18 protein-coding genes are annotated in these 13,990 nt (G+C 63.3%); 17 read left to right on the forward strand and 1 reads right to left on the reverse strand.

Annotated elements, in window-relative coordinates; all coding sequences use genetic code 11:
* The 3 genes from pcaF to IEV87_RS22260 all read left to right on the forward strand — a co-directional run bounded on the left by pcaF (position 1) and on the right by IEV87_RS22260 (position 2,006).
* On the forward strand, positions 1-1,200 hold the full coding sequence (pcaF, locus tag IEV87_RS22250; RefSeq protein WP_009804213.1) for a 3-oxoadipyl-CoA thiolase: 1,200 nt from the start codon (positions 1-3) through the stop codon (positions 1,198-1,200).
* 294 nt (positions 1,201-1,494) lie between these two features.
* Positions 1,495-1,740 carry a helix-turn-helix domain-containing protein gene (locus IEV87_RS22255; protein WP_229737796.1) on the forward strand — a complete coding sequence of 82 codons (246 nt, stop codon included), beginning with the start codon at positions 1,495-1,497 and terminating at the stop codon, positions 1,738-1,740.
* Positions 1,741-1,805: 65 nt separating this feature from the next.
* Positions 1,806-2,006, forward strand: a complete 201-nt coding sequence (locus IEV87_RS22260; RefSeq protein WP_009804208.1) for a hypothetical protein — start codon at positions 1,806-1,808, stop codon at positions 2,004-2,006.
* On the opposite strand, the gene IEV87_RS22265 is transcribed toward IEV87_RS22260, so the two are convergent.
* On the reverse strand, positions 2,000-2,578 hold the full coding sequence (locus IEV87_RS22265) for a hypothetical protein (RefSeq protein ID WP_114295283.1): 579 nt from the start codon (positions 2,576-2,578) through the stop codon (positions 2,000-2,002). The genes IEV87_RS22260 and IEV87_RS22265 overlap by 7 nt on opposite strands.
* Before the next feature lie 132 nt (positions 2,579-2,710).
* On the opposite strand from IEV87_RS22265, the gene IEV87_RS22270 reads away from it, so the two are divergent.
* From IEV87_RS22270 to virB11, 14 genes are read left to right on the forward strand one after another with little or no spacing between them, the layout of a single operon-like run.
* Positions 2,711-3,025: a hypothetical protein gene (locus tag IEV87_RS22270; RefSeq protein ID WP_188479830.1), complete on the forward strand. Its 315-nt coding sequence runs from the start codon at positions 2,711-2,713 to the stop codon at positions 3,023-3,025.
* On the forward strand, positions 2,985-3,662 hold the full coding sequence (locus IEV87_RS22275) for a lytic transglycosylase domain-containing protein (protein ID WP_229737797.1): 678 nt from the start codon (positions 2,985-2,987) through the stop codon (positions 3,660-3,662). The genes IEV87_RS22270 and IEV87_RS22275 overlap by 41 nt, the downstream gene beginning before the upstream one ends.
* Positions 3,663-3,678: 16 nt before the next feature.
* Positions 3,679-3,960, forward strand: a complete 282-nt coding sequence (locus IEV87_RS22280; RefSeq protein WP_102875640.1) for a TrbC/VirB2 family protein — start codon at positions 3,679-3,681, stop codon at positions 3,958-3,960.
* Between the two features lie 15 nt (positions 3,961-3,975).
* Positions 3,976-4,254 carry a type IV secretion system protein VirB3 gene (locus IEV87_RS22285; RefSeq protein WP_188479831.1) on the forward strand — a complete coding sequence of 93 codons (279 nt, stop codon included), beginning with the start codon at positions 3,976-3,978 and terminating at the stop codon, positions 4,252-4,254.
* Positions 4,229-6,622: a type IV secretion system protein B4 gene (locus IEV87_RS22290; protein WP_188479832.1), complete on the forward strand. Its 2,394-nt coding sequence runs from the start codon at positions 4,229-4,231 to the stop codon at positions 6,620-6,622. Before IEV87_RS22285 ends, IEV87_RS22290 begins: the two co-directional genes overlap by 26 nt.
* On the forward strand, positions 6,619-6,828 hold the full coding sequence (locus tag IEV87_RS22295) for a hypothetical protein (protein ID WP_188479833.1): 210 nt from the start codon (positions 6,619-6,621) through the stop codon (positions 6,826-6,828). Before IEV87_RS22290 ends, IEV87_RS22295 begins: the two co-directional genes overlap by 4 nt.
* Complete coding sequence (locus tag IEV87_RS22300) at positions 6,825-7,937, forward strand: lytic transglycosylase domain-containing protein (protein WP_188479834.1); 1,113 nt, start codon at positions 6,825-6,827, stop codon at positions 7,935-7,937. The genes IEV87_RS22295 and IEV87_RS22300 overlap by 4 nt, the downstream gene beginning before the upstream one ends.
* Complete coding sequence (locus IEV87_RS22305) at positions 7,934-8,701, forward strand: type IV secretion system protein (protein ID WP_188479835.1); 768 nt, start codon at positions 7,934-7,936, stop codon at positions 8,699-8,701. Before IEV87_RS22300 ends, IEV87_RS22305 begins: the two co-directional genes overlap by 4 nt.
* Before the next feature lie 8 nt (positions 8,702-8,709).
* Positions 8,710-9,135, forward strand: a complete 426-nt coding sequence (locus IEV87_RS22310; RefSeq protein ID WP_188479836.1) for a hypothetical protein — start codon at positions 8,710-8,712, stop codon at positions 9,133-9,135.
* Entirely contained in the window at positions 9,136-10,149 is a 1,014-nt protein-coding gene (locus IEV87_RS22315; protein ID WP_188479837.1) for a type IV secretion system protein, read from the forward strand.
* A 17-nt stretch (positions 10,150-10,166) separates the two neighbouring features.
* Positions 10,167-10,847, forward strand: a complete 681-nt coding sequence (locus IEV87_RS22320) for a virB8 family protein (RefSeq protein WP_188479838.1) — start codon at positions 10,167-10,169, stop codon at positions 10,845-10,847.
* 5 nt (positions 10,848-10,852) lie between these two features.
* Positions 10,853-11,575: a TrbG/VirB9 family P-type conjugative transfer protein gene (locus tag IEV87_RS22325; protein WP_188479839.1), complete on the forward strand. Its 723-nt coding sequence runs from the start codon at positions 10,853-10,855 to the stop codon at positions 11,573-11,575.
* Positions 11,576-11,577: 2 nt separating this feature from the next.
* Complete coding sequence (locus IEV87_RS22330; RefSeq protein ID WP_188479840.1) at positions 11,578-13,002, forward strand: TrbI/VirB10 family protein; 1,425 nt, start codon at positions 11,578-11,580, stop codon at positions 13,000-13,002.
* The gene (virB11, locus tag IEV87_RS22335) at positions 13,002-13,982 is read left to right on the forward strand and encodes a P-type DNA transfer ATPase VirB11 (protein ID WP_188479841.1); all 981 of its coding nucleotides are present in this window, start codon (positions 13,002-13,004) and stop codon (positions 13,980-13,982) included. Before IEV87_RS22330 ends, virB11 begins: the two co-directional genes overlap by 1 nt.
* The last annotated feature ends 8 nt before the right edge of the window (positions 13,983-13,990 follow it).

Here is a 13,990-nt window from a genome sequence, read left to right on the forward strand (position 1 = left end):
ATGACAAACGTCTACATCTGCGATTACATCCGCACACCAATTGGTCGCTATGGCGGCGCGCTTTCTTCTGTGCGAGCCGACGATCTTGGTGCAATCCCACTCAGGGCCCTGGCCAGCCGAAACCCGAAGCTAGATCTAGCGGCCATTGACGAAGTGATTTTCGGCTGCGCCAACCAGGCGGGCGAGGACAACCGCAACGTCGCACGCATGTCGCTGCTACTCGCGGGATTTCCGGATTGTGTCCCTGGCACGACGATGAACCGGTTGTGCGGATCGGGTATGGACGCCGTAATCACAGCCGCCCGCGCGATCAAAGCTGGAGAAGCCGATCTCATTGTTGCTGGCGGTGTGGAAAGCATGTCTCGTGCTCCGTTTGTGATGCCAAAAGCTACAACTGCATTCTCGCGCGAAAATTCTGCTGAAGACACCACCATCGGCTGGCGCTTCGTCAATAAACAGATGAAGAGTCAATACGGCGTCGACAGCATGCCTGAAACGGCCGAAAACGTAGCGGAAGACTTCAGCATCAACCGCGCCGACCAAGATGCCTTCGCCATGCGTTCGCAGCGAAAGGCGAGAGATGCCATGGCGAACGGTCGTTTGGCCCGTGAAATTGTCCCGGTAGAGATTCCTCAGCGAAAGGGGGAGCCAAAGATCGTCGTACAGGATGAACACCCTCGCGCGGGTACGACTTTGGAAGCGCTCGCCCAACTGAAAACTTTCGTAAAAGCGGACGGCACTGTAACCGCTGGGAATTCTTCGGGCGTGAACGATGGTGCCGCAGCATTGATCCTTGCCACCAGCGACGTCGCAAAAAAATTTGGCCTCACACCGATCGCAAGGGTCTTGGGCGGCGCAACCGCGGGCGTCGCACCGCGCATCATGGGTTTCGGGCCGGCACCGGCGTCGGAAAAGCTGATGGCGCGACTTGGACTGAAACAAGAAGACTTCTCGGTAATCGAACTTAACGAAGCCTTTGCTTCGCAGGGTCTGGCCACACTACGGCACCTGGGGATCGCGGATGATGACGCCCGCGTGAACCCGAACGGCGGCGCTATTGCTCTCGGCCATCCGCTTGGCATGTCAGGTGCCCGCATCACTGGTTCAGCGATGCTGGACCTCAAACCTGGAGAAAAGTCGTTATCGACCATGTGTATTGGCGTGGGACAGGGGATTGCAATCGCGCTCGAAGCTGTCTGAGGTGCCGCGACAACCACAAAACTAACATAAGTTCTCTTATGCGATTTTTGGCTGACCTCAAATTTCGCTGTAGAATTCGTCCTCTTGAACCTCCCTGTGGACGACCAACTGGCGGCACCGGTATTGCCGGTGCCGCCCTTTTCAGAAAGAACGATTGAACGGCCCAAAATGTTTGCGAGACGGATAATCCCGTGACCTGCGTTTCGGCAGGCATCCCATTTCGGCGATCTCGCGCCGCTCAAACATTTCTTCTCTGCGCCTCCGAATGTAACATATATCGCGTGGCGATATTTCGTGCATCGTGCCCGTTTCGCGGGCATGAACTTGCGGGACCGTGTAGCACTGAACATCCAGGAATTGAGACGCGCCCGCGGCCTCAGCCAGGAGGAGCTTGCTCATCGGGCCGAAGTGAGCCGCGGCCATATGGGCAAGGTCGAGAACGCCAAGTTCGCGGCTTCCCTCGACCTTCTCGAACGCATCGCCAAGGCGCTCAATGTCGACCCCGAAGAACTCTTCGCGAAGCGCAAGTCCGTTTCCTGAGGCTTTGATCCCGTCCCCCAACGCGAGAGACATAACGGCAAAAACGGTACGAGTGGCGCGGATACATGGCGAAGAGAAAGACAGGCTGGCCTTTCCAGGAAGGGTTTCTGAACGACGGGACGCAGAAGATTCACCTGTTCACCGATTACCGTTGGAATGATGGCTCGGTGAGCCGTCGTTGGCATGTCGATCCGGAACGCTTTGATGCCAGTCTTGCCATCGTGCGCCCGTTTTCCCTGACGCCCAGTGACAGCTCAGATCAGTAGGAAAACCACTCCGAATGGCCCAAGTTGCCCTCATAGTCGCCGTATTCGACCATGATGCTGCGGGAGTAGAAGTGCCAAAGGCCGCCACCGCTTGGGTAGGCAATCTCCTGCCCGCTTTCTGAGGTGAATGTCGCGGGCCAGGGCGTGTGGGATCCGTAGACCCGTTGGATATACCGACAGGTCCGGTTCTCGCGATCGCAAGAGCGGATCGACCAATCCCACTGACGCGGCTCGTCGCGCGGCTCGTAGGAGCGTCCGGTGAACCAGATTACGTGAGTGCGGTTCAGCCATTCGTATTCCGGCAGGTTGGTGTCGAGCTCACCCTCCCCACCTGGCCCACCAAGCTCGACCGGGACATGGGCAAAGGTGCAGACCCCGAAGGGCGGCAGGCTCGGCCAGGGCGTGATCCGACGAATCATGGTGCGATAGGCCCGCGCGCAGACCGCGCTCGGGGGGAAACCTCCCGCCATACAGAGCATGATGGCGCAGTCGATATCATAGGCCTGCGCTTTCTCAGGGGCACCAAGAGCACCAAACACCCCGATTATCGCCGCCATCATCTGACGTTTCATGCCACTCTCCCGCAAAAGTTGCGGCAACTATCGTGCAATTTGTATTTTTCTGCAATATGTCGTATTGACTCTATATGACTTTATGGCCTTAGTGTCGTGAAGTAGAAGGGCTCTCAACGGGAGAGTCCAAACATGCCGATAGCGCGCAACCAGATCCTGATCACCATCGATGGTGTCAAAGACCTCCAGGAGGAGGGCATCGCGTACCGCTGCCGGTATGAACTCGTGGGGTTCACGGACGATGGCAAGCCGCGCTACCAGTGCATCTACCTGCGCGAGGGCGAACCGGAAGCCATTCTGGTCTCGACCCGGATCACCCCACACGGGCCTGAGCCGCGGTATTTCAACATATGGCCGGGTCTCTTCAAACATCATCTCGAATTCGGTGACGGGCGCGATCTGCGCTTTGGTCCTGACTACAGCATCACCCTCGAAGAGCGCCGCTGACGTCATCGCCTTTGGCCGCGACGGCACGGCTAGGACCTCGGGTTGGACGTTTCATGGCGAGCGGCCTGCATGGGCCGGTCTGGATGATGGCGCTGGGGCCGAAGTCGTTCTGGCCTCGCTGGATGTTGCGCAGCCTTCCGGCCGTGACGACATCCTCTCCCTGATCCAGACGACTGCCGTCCGCCACCAGAGGAACCGTGCCCTGCGCCAAGTTAATCTGGGCGCCGACGACTGGCAGGTTCTTTTCCGCGCGCTGGTCGAAGCTGAAAGCAGCTATAACCCGACCGCCGTCAGCCCCAAGGGCGCCTATGGCCTAGGGCAGCTGATGCCGGACACGGCCCGCGCCCTCGGGGTCGATCCGCGCGATCCCTCCCAGAACCTCGACGGTGCCGCGCGCTATCTGCTCGCACAGCTTGCGACCTTCAAGGACATCGACCTGGCCCTCGCGGCCTACAATGCCGGGCCGCATCGGGTCGTCGAATATTCCGGTGTCCCGCCCTTCGCCGAGACCCGTGACTACATCGCCCGCATCCACCGGATTCGGTCTCGGCTGGCAGGCACCCCCGTTTCCGCGCCGGACACAAGCATCGCAGACCGGGTGCCTGCCCGCGCGCCCGTCCTTATCGATCTTCAATAAAACAAGGGAACTTCGCATGCTTCGACATCGCCTCAGCCACCTCTTGCCTGTCGCCACAACCTTGGCGGCTTTCGCAACGCCCGCCCTCGCGCAGGACTTGTCGCCGATCCAGACCATGCTGGAAACCGTCGAGGCCGCGCTGACCGGTCCCATCGGGATCGCGGTCGCCACGCTTGCCGTCATCGGCACCGGTTTCATGTGCATGATGGGGCGACTGAACTGGGGCTGGTTCGCCTCGGTCATCATCGGGATCGTGCTGATCTTCTCGGCCGGCACCATCGTCGACGGCTTCTCCTGAGATCCGAGTAGAGCAGTGGCAGAACGATCCCCCCTCTTTCTGGGCCTCGCCCGTCCGCCCAAGTATCTGGGTCTCCCTGTCGGATACCTCGTGGTGCTGGCGAGCGGGGTCGTTCTGCCGTTCATCTGGACGAAGTCGATGGTGTTTTTCCTGATCGGCCTCGTCGCCTATCCGATCCTCTGGTTCGTCGCCGACCGCGAGCCGCATTTCTTCGAAGTGCTGCGCGTCTCCTACGGCTCTGTGCGCGCGACGAAGAACCGGGCTCTGCATGGAGGCGACAGCTTTGGCGCGTGATGCAGGCACCCATTCTTCATTCGGGACTGCCTTGCATCAAGCGGGCGGAGGTGACTTCGCGCGAGAAAGCTATCTCGCGGAGCACCTGCCGTATTTCGCTTGCGCCGATGACGATGTCATGGTGCTGCGTGAGGGCGACCTCATGGCCACCCTCCGCCTCGACGGTTTGAACCCGATGACCACCGAGGATGCCCGGCTCGACGCGCTCAAGCGCGCGGTCGCGGCCATCGTCGCCCAGACCGGAAACGCCTTTGGCTTCTACATCCACCGGATCTCCGTGCCGCAGGATCTCGGAATGCGCCCCATTGACGGTGACAGCTTAGCCGCCGCGATCGATGCGCGGTGGCAGGCCCATGTCAAAGACCTGCGCCCGGCCAAGCGCCAGCTCTATCTCAGCGTCATCCGGCGGCCCGATATCTCCGCACGCATTCCGCTCCTGCGGGCGCTGGCCCGCAAGGCCTGGGTCAAGGACCGCGCGACGCGGATGCAGGAACTCAACGAGGTCATGGGCTTCTTCGAGGTGGCGCTCTCCTCCGCCAATCCGGTCCGGCTGACCCGCAGCGGCGGCGAATGGCTGGGCTATCTCAATACGCTGAACGCGGGTAGCTTCTCCCCCATCGCCTTCGGCCAAAGCGCCCTGCCCCTCTCGCATACCCTGAGCAACTGCCGCGCGACCTTTGATGGCGACGTGGTCACCCTGACCGACGCCGTGACCGGTCGGGTCAAATATGGTGCGCTCTTCTCGATGAAGACCTACCCGGCATTGACAGATGTGACACTGCTCGACGCGCTCGACCTGCCGCTCGATATCGTGCTGACGAACTCCTTCAGCCCGATCCCCAACAACATCATGGCCGAGCGCATCCAGCGGATCATCCGCCAGATGCAGGCTTCCGACGACGCGGCCGTCTCTCTGCGCGAACAGCTCGGCCAGGCCGCAGACGACCAGGAAGCTGGCCGCATCGCCTTTGGCGACCACCACCTCTCGATCGCCGTCTATGCGCCCGACCGCGACACGCTCGAACGGGCCGCCGCCCAGATCAAGCGCGTCGGACAGGAAATCATGTCGGTGATCGTGCGCGAAAACATGGCCCTGAAAGCCACCTACTTCGCGCAATCCCCCGGAAATTTCGGCTACCGGGCGCGCAAGACGCCGATCTCCTCGATCAATTTCGCCGACTTCGCAGCATTGCATGGCAGCGTCGAGGGCCGCGGTCCCGATCAATCGCCCTGGGGCCAGACCATCTCGGTGCTGCCCACGGTCGGCACCTCTGGCTATCGCTTCAATTTCCACGAGGCGGGCGGTCCGGGCAAGGAACCGACCGTCGGCCATACGCTGGTTCTGGGGCGCACCGGCACCGGCAAGACGCTGACCACCGCCTTCCTCGCGGCCCAAGCGCAGCGGGTGGGCGCGCGGCTTTTCTTCTTCGACAAGGATCGCGGCCTCGAGATGGCAGTCCGCGCCCTCGGTGGGCGTTACAACGAGATCCGTGCCGGCGTGCCCTCCGGCTTGAACCCGCTCGATACCGAAATCGATGAACGTGGCCGTGCCTGGCTCTCGGATTGGCTTTCGACCCTTCTTTCCCGGGGCGGAACCCTCACCGGCGAGCAGTCCCGCCATATCCAGAGCGCAGTCTCACAAAATGCCCATGCCGAGGGCTCTCTGCGGCGTTTCGCAAGCTTCGAGACCCTGTTCCAGTCGCTCGATGATGATGGCGAGCTGCAATCCCGCGTCGCCGAATGGGCCCCGGGCGGGCGCTATGGCTGGGTTTTCGATGAACCGGAATATGGCGCGGGGCTTGAACTCGCCTCCGACATCATCGGCTTCGATATGACCGAGATTCTCGACATGACCACCGAGCGGATGGCGGTTCTCTCCTACATTTTCCGCCAGATCGAACGCCTGGTCGAGGATCGCCGCCCGACGATCATCGTCCTCGACGAGGCCTGGAAGCTACTCGACGATCCGTACTTCGGAGCGCGGCTGGAGAACTGGCTGGTGACGCTGCGCAAAATGAACTGCGTCGTGATCATGATGACGCAGTATCCGAGCCAGCTGCGCGACAGCCGCGTCGGCAAGACCATCGTCGAGACGGTGCCGACACAGATCCTCTTCCCGAACGACCGTGCCACGATCTCGGATTACGACTTTCTGCGCGTGAACGCCAAGGAGGCCGCCCTTCTGGTCCAGCCCACCATAGGACAGCGCATCGCGCTGGTGCGCTCGGCAGGTGACAGCGTCTTCGTCGATGCGGACCTTTCGGCGCTCGGCACCCTCCTTCCCATCCTTGGCGGCGGCGCCACCGGCGAGGCGCGCGTGCCCGCCGATTGGCGCACCAACCCCGATTTTTGGAGACATGTGATATGAGTATGAAACCCCTCCTCGCGCTTTGCGCCGCCGCAGGCCTTCTCTCGGCTTGCGAAAAGTACACCGAGAAAACCTCGCCCTGCTTCGGGCGCAATGGCGAGCCGCAGGTGACGCGCGCCGCCCTCTCCTTCTCAACCATGGGCGCACCGGTGCAGGAGACGGCCAAACCCGACTGCACATTCGAGCCCCTGCCCCGCCCGGAATGAGCCGCGCCGCGATCATATCCGCCGGGCTCTGCCTCGGCCTAGGCGCCCTGCCCGCGCATACCCAGGGCGTGCCGACGCAGGACAATTCCGCGATCGGGCGCGCCATTGCGCGGGTGACAGCTCTCGCCGAGGATCTGGGCGTACAGCAGGACAAGGATCGCACCGAGTCCACGCTCGCTGATGTCCAGGCCGACCAGCTGCGCGTCCTCGAGGAGATGACCGCCGCAATCACCGGACCCGGCTTTGACATCCGCGCTCTCGAAGGGAATGCCGACTTCGGGGTCGCGGCGGTCTACCCCAATACCGACCCTAGCCCCATGAACAGCCGCCTCTTTGGCGAGGGCCGCGAGACGGTCGAGATGATGATCGTCGAGGTCGCGGGGGAATTCGCAGGCGCCCCCGGCGTGGCCCGCGCCGGACTTTCGGCCACCCAATGGCGCTGCCTTTTCCAGGCCCTGATCAAGCAGGAAAGCCGCTTCAATGTCGCCGCAGAAAGCCCGGTCGGGGCCTATGGCCTGACCCAGCTTATGCCTGGCACCGCCTCCGACCTCGGCGTCGACCGCTATGACGTGAAGGACAACCTGCGCGGCGGGGCCCGCTATATCACGACCCAACTCACCCGCTTCGGCAATATCCCCCATGCGCTCGCGGCCTATAACGCAGGACCGGGCCGGGTCATCGAATATGGTGGCGTGCCACCCTTTGCCGAGACCCAAGGCTATGTTCGCAACATCTCCAAGTTCTACAACGAATATCTTGCCGTGGTGGGTGGTGCCGACGCGCTCGGCACGCTCTCGCCCTCGGATTTTGCGCTCGCTGAATATGCCAGCATCTCCGAGGCCGGCGTCTATTACGCGGCCGACAGTTCCGCCACGACCGAACAGGTGATCAACCGCCTGCGCGCGATCATCCTGCAGATCGACGCGCAGCCCAATGCCAAGGCGGCCTGGGAGCTCAACACCTACGCCAAGGCCGAGATCGGCCGCATCCTCAATCTTCGTGTCCGGCTGATGGCCGCCAATCAGCAGCGCGAGGCGGCCTATGCCCAACACCTCGTCGCCGACCGGCTGGCCGAGCGCGACTTCATGCAGATGGGAGTTCCCGAATGAGACAGCTTCTCCTGACCGTGGCTGCGGTCACCACACTCGGGCTCGCCTCGCCCGCAACAGCCCAAGGCGTGCCGACCTTTGATGGCTCACAGCTTGGCCAGCTCGTGGCCCAGCTCGAACACATGGCCGAGGACCTGAATGTCCAGATGCAACAGCTCGCCACCATGCGGCTGGAGTTGGAAACCCAACTGTCGCAGCTCACCAACCTCGAGGCGCAACTGACCTCGCTCATCGAAGGCAGCGGGTTGGGAGAGCTTTTCGCCACGGTCGAGGAATTCCGCGCCCTGCGAGGCAAGCTAGTGGCCCCCCTCAATACTGCGCAATCGCTGGCGAGCGGGGATTTCCTGAGCGGGTTCAATCCCGGCGCGGAACTCTCGGCCTCTGTCGAGAGGGTGCTCTCGGGCAGCGGCTTCACTTCGGAGCGCCTCAGCACACTCTCGGGCTCGGATGAGCCCGCCGACAACCGGATCGCCGCCTCGGCCGGGGCCAGTGCCATGCTGTCCGTCGCGGCGCAGGAAAGCCACGAAGAGGCCGGTCAAAGCCTCGAGCGCCTCGAGACCATGGTCGGGCTCATCGACGATCAGGACGGCTTGAAGGCCGCTGTCGATCTCAACACCCGGGTCACCGCCGAGCTCGGGATCATCCTGACCCAGATCTGGCGGCTGGAAGCCGCCCAAGGCGTCAGTGCCGGTCAGCTTGGCGTTGTCGATGCCGCGACCCTCGCGGATGAGCGCAAGTTCCGCTCGATGGCGGTGGATCCATGACAATGTCCATGATCCACAAGTTGGTTTCAGTTCGGGCGCTTGGTCTTGCCGCTCTTGTCTTGGCCGCACTTCACGGTGCCGCACTGGCCCAGACCCCGAACACCGAACCATCCGGCGACACGCCCTTCAGCTCGATGGCTATCGCGCGGGACGAGGCCGACGACTGCCGCGTCGCGAAACCGCCCGTGGATCTCGCCGAAACCGCTTACCTGCGCAATGGTTACCGCGCGATCCTGCGCATCCTGATCGCCGAGGAGGCGCTGACCACAGAGAACTGCACTTGCCTGCTCGACCAGTTCACCTGGGATCAGGCCTTGGGCGCCCTGCCCCGGTTCCGGACCTCGGACAACCCGCGACTGCCGTTCAAGGTGCTCGATCTCTACGCCAAGGCCGATGCGCTGGAAGCCCAGGTTACGGAGGCCTGTGCGGAGTAAATGGGGGTCATTCGCGACATTCTGGGACAGGTCGATGCCGCAGTGAACACCGTGGCGCAGGACGGCTTTGTCTCTTCCGCAGCCTCGGTCGGCAATGTCATCTCGGCGGGCGCGACCCTCCTTGTCGTCCTTCTCGGGATAAACGCGGTGATGCAACTCCGTCCCCTGCCCTTCGGCACGGGCTTTGCCTTCGGGGTGAAGGTCGCACTTGTCGGGATATTCGCGCAGAGCTGGGAAAATTTCAGCGTCATCTATGGCGTGGTCACGGACGTCCCCGACTCCGTCGGCGCCTCGATCCTCGCGCTCACAGGCTCGGGCGACGAGGCCGGGGTCTATGAGAGCCTCGACAATATGGTCGCCCGAATAACCGCCTATGGCGACACGATTGGCGATCGCGCGGGCTGGGTCTTCGGCGCGGTCCTGGGCGCCATCTTCTTCGTCCTCTCCGCCGTCTTTGCCGCCGTCACCGCCGGGATCATCGCCTTCGCCCGCATCGTCTTCGCGCTGATGATTGTCATCGCCCCCTTCATGATCATGACATCGCTTTTCAAACCGACCCAATCCCTCTTCGAGGCCTGGACCCGCGCCACCATCGGCTATGCGCTCATGCCCGTCGCCGCCGCAGGCGCCGCAGGCATCATCGTCGCCATCGCCGAGGCGATCGGGGATGCTTCCGCCGATCCGGGTGACGTGGAGACCGTCAGCCTCATCCTGCCCTTCCTCGTGATCCTCATTCTCAGCGCCGGGATCATGGCTTCCGTTCCCTATATCGCGTCCAATCTCACCGGCGTGGTGGGCATTGCCTCCAACGCCGTTGGTCTGACCGGCCTTGCACGTCAGGGTTTCGTGAACACGCGGGAGTATGGCACGGGTGCGACCTCCCGCCTCGTCACCGGAAAATCGCCGCACGAGCTGAACCAGATGGCCAATGCGGGCGTGGTCAAGACCGGCGAGATGATCCGCCAAAGCCCCGGCGCGCTCCTCTCCGCAGCCAAGGCCTTCCGCAAACCCTGATTTGAAAGACGACGACTTTGAAGAAGACTGTGACCAGTTCCTCCGCGCCTGACCGCGACGCGTTTGAAGCGGATTTCATCTACGGGCCTCGGCGGCGCGAACGATTTGCCTGGTTCGTCGCGGCGGCCGGCGTGCTGGTTGGCGTCGCCGGCATGGTCGCAGGCGCGAGCCTCTTTCCCCTCAAGACGACTGAAACTTTTGTGGTCGTGGTCGACAAGGAAACGGGTGAGATGGACCGTGTTGCGGCTGTCCAGGCGCTGACGCTTTCCGAGAGCGACGCCATCATCCAGGCAAACCTCGTGGCCTATGTCGATGATCGCGAGACCTATGACCTGACCGATGGCGAGCAACGTATCAATGGAGTGCTCGACCGTTCGGATGGCGACGCCGCTCGCACGCTGCGCGATCTCTGGTCCTCCACCAATGAGGATTACCCGATCACCGTCTATGGGCGCGACGCCAAGATCGAGGTGGTGATCAAGTCGGTGAACCAGATCGAGCGCGGCGTGGCCCAGGTCCGCTTCACTCGCACGCTGCGCCGCCCCCGCGACACCCGTACAGTGACGCGCTCTTACGTGGCTACCGTCGGTTACGACTTCCAACCCGAAACCCGCCAGCGCCTTCAGGACGTCTGGGCCAACCCCTTGGGCTTCGTGGTGACCTCCTACCGCGTCGATGCCGAGACCCTGGAGAACTGACCAAGATGAAATCCTTCCCCGCGCTTCTCCTGGCGCTTGCCCTTCCTGTTGCCGCTTTCGCCGAAGCCACGCCGCAAGGCGGCCCGCTCGATATCCGCATCCGCACCGCCGTCTACAACGAAAACCAGGTCTACCGGATCGAGACGGACTTGCGGCATTCGACGACGATTCATTTCGGGGCGGGGGAACGGTTCGAGGCAGTGATCGTCGGCGACACCGAGAGCTTCCAGGTCGACCCGATCCCCGAGCTCGGCAATGTACTGACGATCAAACCGCATGTGGCAAATGCCTCAACCAACATGACGGTGATCACCAACCGGCGCACCTATTCCTTCCACCTGCGCGAGGGCTCGATCCCGAACCGCACCGGGATGTTTTTCGAGGTCCGCTTCCGCTACCCCGACGAGGAACGCCGCGCGGCGGGTGCCACCCAGCCCAAGGGCTATGAGGTGCCGCGCAACTACAACTACCGCGTATCGGGCGAGGGCGACTTCCGCCCCAGCCACATCTATGACGACGGGCGCTACACGTATTTCGTCTTCCCGGAGAACGGTCGCCAGCCCGCCCCCTTCAAAGCCGACAATCAGGGCCGTGAGCGCACGGTCAATTGGACCCAACAAGGCAACACCGTCCGCGTGCTCGGGGTGAACACCTACTGGACGCTGCGCATCGGCGACGAGGCGATCTGCGCCTGGCGCGACGAGAGCGCCATCTATGTGAGCAACTGACCATGGCCGATCAAACCCCTCCTGACCTTCAGGACCGCCTCGATCAGTTTAGCCAGCGTGGCAAATCCAAACGCCGCGGCAACAGCCTCGGGGTCGGTGCCCTCGCCGCCGCCCTCGCTCTTGGCGGCGCCGGGGTAGCGTATTTCCTGGCGACTGGTTTGCAAGAGGGCGACAGCGCGCTTGAGACCTCCGATGTCGAGACCTTCCAGGACCGCCGTCCCGGCACCGGCGGGCGGCTGGAGTTTCCGCCCGACGAGACCGAGCAAAGGGTCAACGAAGCGTTGATCGCCGTCGAAGAAGCGCTTGACGTGCCCGCGGCCCCTGCCCCGGAACCGAGCGCCGAGGTGCTGGCCGAGATCGCCAAGCTGCGCGAGGCTCTCGCCGCCAGCCAGGCCGCGCGGAATTCGGAAATCCAGTCCGCCGTCGCGGATCTGCGCGAAGCCTTCGACGAACAGAAGGCGACCCTTGAAGCGACACTCACCGCCAAGGAAACCGAGCTGGCCAACCTGCAGCGCCAGACCGAGAGCCGTATCGAGGGGCTGCAGGCCATGCTCGATGCCGAACGGGCGCAGCGCGAGGGGCTTGAGGCAGAATTGGACCGCGAAGGGCTGATCGCCGATCAACGCCTGCTCGAAGAACGCCGCCGTCAGGAAGAGGAGCAGCGCCAGCGCGAGGCCGAGCGGGTCGCCGATGAGCTTCTGACCGCGCAGATCAAATCCCCCGCCGTGGTCTATGCCGACGGTCCGCGCGGTGGCCAAAGTGGCGCGGCGGTGGCCGATCCTTCTGCCGCTGGCACCGGCGGGCCAGCCCTCTCGGGCAATGAGCAGTTCCTGCAGAGTGCAAGACTCCTCGAGGTGCAGGAGGCCGCCCGTCTCACACATCCCGAGCGCACGCTGACCCAAGGGTCTGTGATCCAGGCCGCACTCCAGACCGCCATCAACAGCGACCTGCCGGGCTCCGTGGTCGCGGTCGTCTCCGAGCCGGTCCCGGCCTTCTCTGGGGACCGGATCCTGATCCCCCGGGGCTCCCGCCTTTTTGGCCAATACCGCTCCGGGATCGAGATGCACCAGAAGCGCATCCTGATCCTCTGGACCCGCGTCCTGACCCCGGACGGCACTTCGATGGAAATCGCCGCCGTGGGCGGGGACCAGCTCGGGCGCTCTGGCCTCACCGGCCTCGTCGACACCAAGTTCGCCGAGCGCTTCGGCGGGGCGGCGCTGATTTCCGTAATCGGGGCGGCACCGGCCGTGGCGGCCGAAAGCGCCAACAATGAAACCACCAGCATCGTCCTGGGCGATGTCGGCAGCGACCTGCAGGATGCCGTCGGGTCGGTCATTGCCGACCAGGTTTCGATCGCACCCACAATCTATGTCGATCAGGGAGCCTCGGTGACCGTGCTCGTGGATCGGGATGTGGTGATTTACTGATGGAGCAGGCGTCACCAGCGTCCTACCTCGAGCGCTATCTCGACCCGTTCCGCGACCTTCTGCGGCGCGACGACGTGGTCGAGATCGCAATCAACCCGGACGGCAAGGTCTGGCTCGAGGCCGCGGGCGACGCCACCATGCGCCACGAAGGCCAGACCGTGGACCGGACTACCGCCCTCAACATGGCCCAGACCATCGTCGGCGATGCCAAGGCCCGCGTCTCCGAAAAGAACCCGCTCGTGTCCGGCAAGGTGGAATATGCAGGCCGGCCGCTTCGGGTCCAGGTCGCCGTGCCGCCCGCCATCGATCGCGGTGCTTCGATCACCATCCGCCTCTTCGCGTCGGGCAGCGTCCGGGACTACGCCCCGACCTATCTCTTCGGCAAGGCCGTCTCGCTCGATGCCCTCCGCGCCGAGAAGATGAAAAACATCGCCAGTCTCGCCGAAGAAAACCTCGAGGCCGCACTGCAGACCCTTGTCAAAGCGCGGCTGAACGTCCTGATCAGCGGCGGCACCTCGACCGGCAAGACCACCTTCGCCCGCCACCTCCTGACCCATGTCAGTGAACACGAAAGGCTGATCACCATCGAGGACGCCTTCGAGCTCTTCCCCGGTCAACCCAACACCGTCGCCCTCTTGGCCGACCGCGGTGCCGGCTCGCAACGCAGCGCCAACGCCCTCCTTCAGGCCTCCCTCCGTATGCGCCCCGACCGGATCATAGTCGGCGAGTTGCGCGGTGCCGAGGCCCTAACCTACCTCGAGGCCATCAACACCGGCCATGGTGGGTCAGTCTCTACAATCCACGCTGAAACCGCAGAACTCGCCATCGACCGGCTTGCGATCATGGTGCTGCAGGCTGGCACACCGCTGACCTTCGCCGAAGTGCGCGAATACATCCGGAAATCCATCGATGTGATCGTGCAGCTCGGCCGCGCCGAGGGCAAGCGAGGGATTACGGAGTTCTATCTGCCGGGGTCGTAAGCCCCTCG

Origin of the sequence: Primorskyibacter flagellatus, assembly GCF_014638275.1 — a bacterium.
Taxonomy (GTDB): Bacteria; Pseudomonadota; Alphaproteobacteria; order Rhodobacterales; family Rhodobacteraceae; genus Pseudooceanicola; species Pseudooceanicola flagellatus_A.

Excerpts from the sequence above, each read along its gene's own strand:
- pcaF (WP_009804213.1), top strand. The coding sequence starts at position 1 with ATGACAAACGTCTACATCTGCGATTACATCCGCACACCAATTGGTCGC.
- IEV87_RS22260 (WP_009804208.1), top strand. The coding sequence starts at position 1,806 with ATGGCGAAGAGAAAGACAGGCTGGCCTTTCCAGGAAGGGTTTCTGAAC.
- IEV87_RS22265 (WP_114295283.1), bottom strand. The coding sequence starts at position 2,578 with ATGAAACGTCAGATGATGGCGGCGATAATCGGGGTGTTTGGTGCTCTT.
- IEV87_RS22270 (WP_188479830.1), top strand. The coding sequence starts at position 2,711 with ATGCCGATAGCGCGCAACCAGATCCTGATCACCATCGATGGTGTCAAA.
- IEV87_RS22280 (WP_102875640.1), top strand. The coding sequence starts at position 3,679 with ATGCTTCGACATCGCCTCAGCCACCTCTTGCCTGTCGCCACAACCTTG.
- IEV87_RS22290 (WP_188479832.1), top strand. The coding sequence starts at position 4,229 with ATGGAGGCGACAGCTTTGGCGCGTGATGCAGGCACCCATTCTTCATTC.
- IEV87_RS22295 (WP_188479833.1), top strand. The coding sequence starts at position 6,619 with ATGAGTATGAAACCCCTCCTCGCGCTTTGCGCCGCCGCAGGCCTTCTC.
- IEV87_RS22300 (WP_188479834.1), top strand. The coding sequence starts at position 6,825 with ATGAGCCGCGCCGCGATCATATCCGCCGGGCTCTGCCTCGGCCTAGGC.
- IEV87_RS22305 (WP_188479835.1), top strand. The coding sequence starts at position 7,934 with ATGAGACAGCTTCTCCTGACCGTGGCTGCGGTCACCACACTCGGGCTC.
- IEV87_RS22310 (WP_188479836.1), top strand. The coding sequence starts at position 8,710 with ATGATCCACAAGTTGGTTTCAGTTCGGGCGCTTGGTCTTGCCGCTCTT.
- IEV87_RS22315 (WP_188479837.1), top strand. The coding sequence starts at position 9,136 with ATGGGGGTCATTCGCGACATTCTGGGACAGGTCGATGCCGCAGTGAAC.
- IEV87_RS22325 (WP_188479839.1), top strand. The coding sequence starts at position 10,853 with ATGAAATCCTTCCCCGCGCTTCTCCTGGCGCTTGCCCTTCCTGTTGCC.
- IEV87_RS22330 (WP_188479840.1), top strand. The coding sequence starts at position 11,578 with ATGGCCGATCAAACCCCTCCTGACCTTCAGGACCGCCTCGATCAGTTT.
- virB11 (WP_188479841.1), top strand. The coding sequence starts at position 13,002 with ATGGAGCAGGCGTCACCAGCGTCCTACCTCGAGCGCTATCTCGACCCG.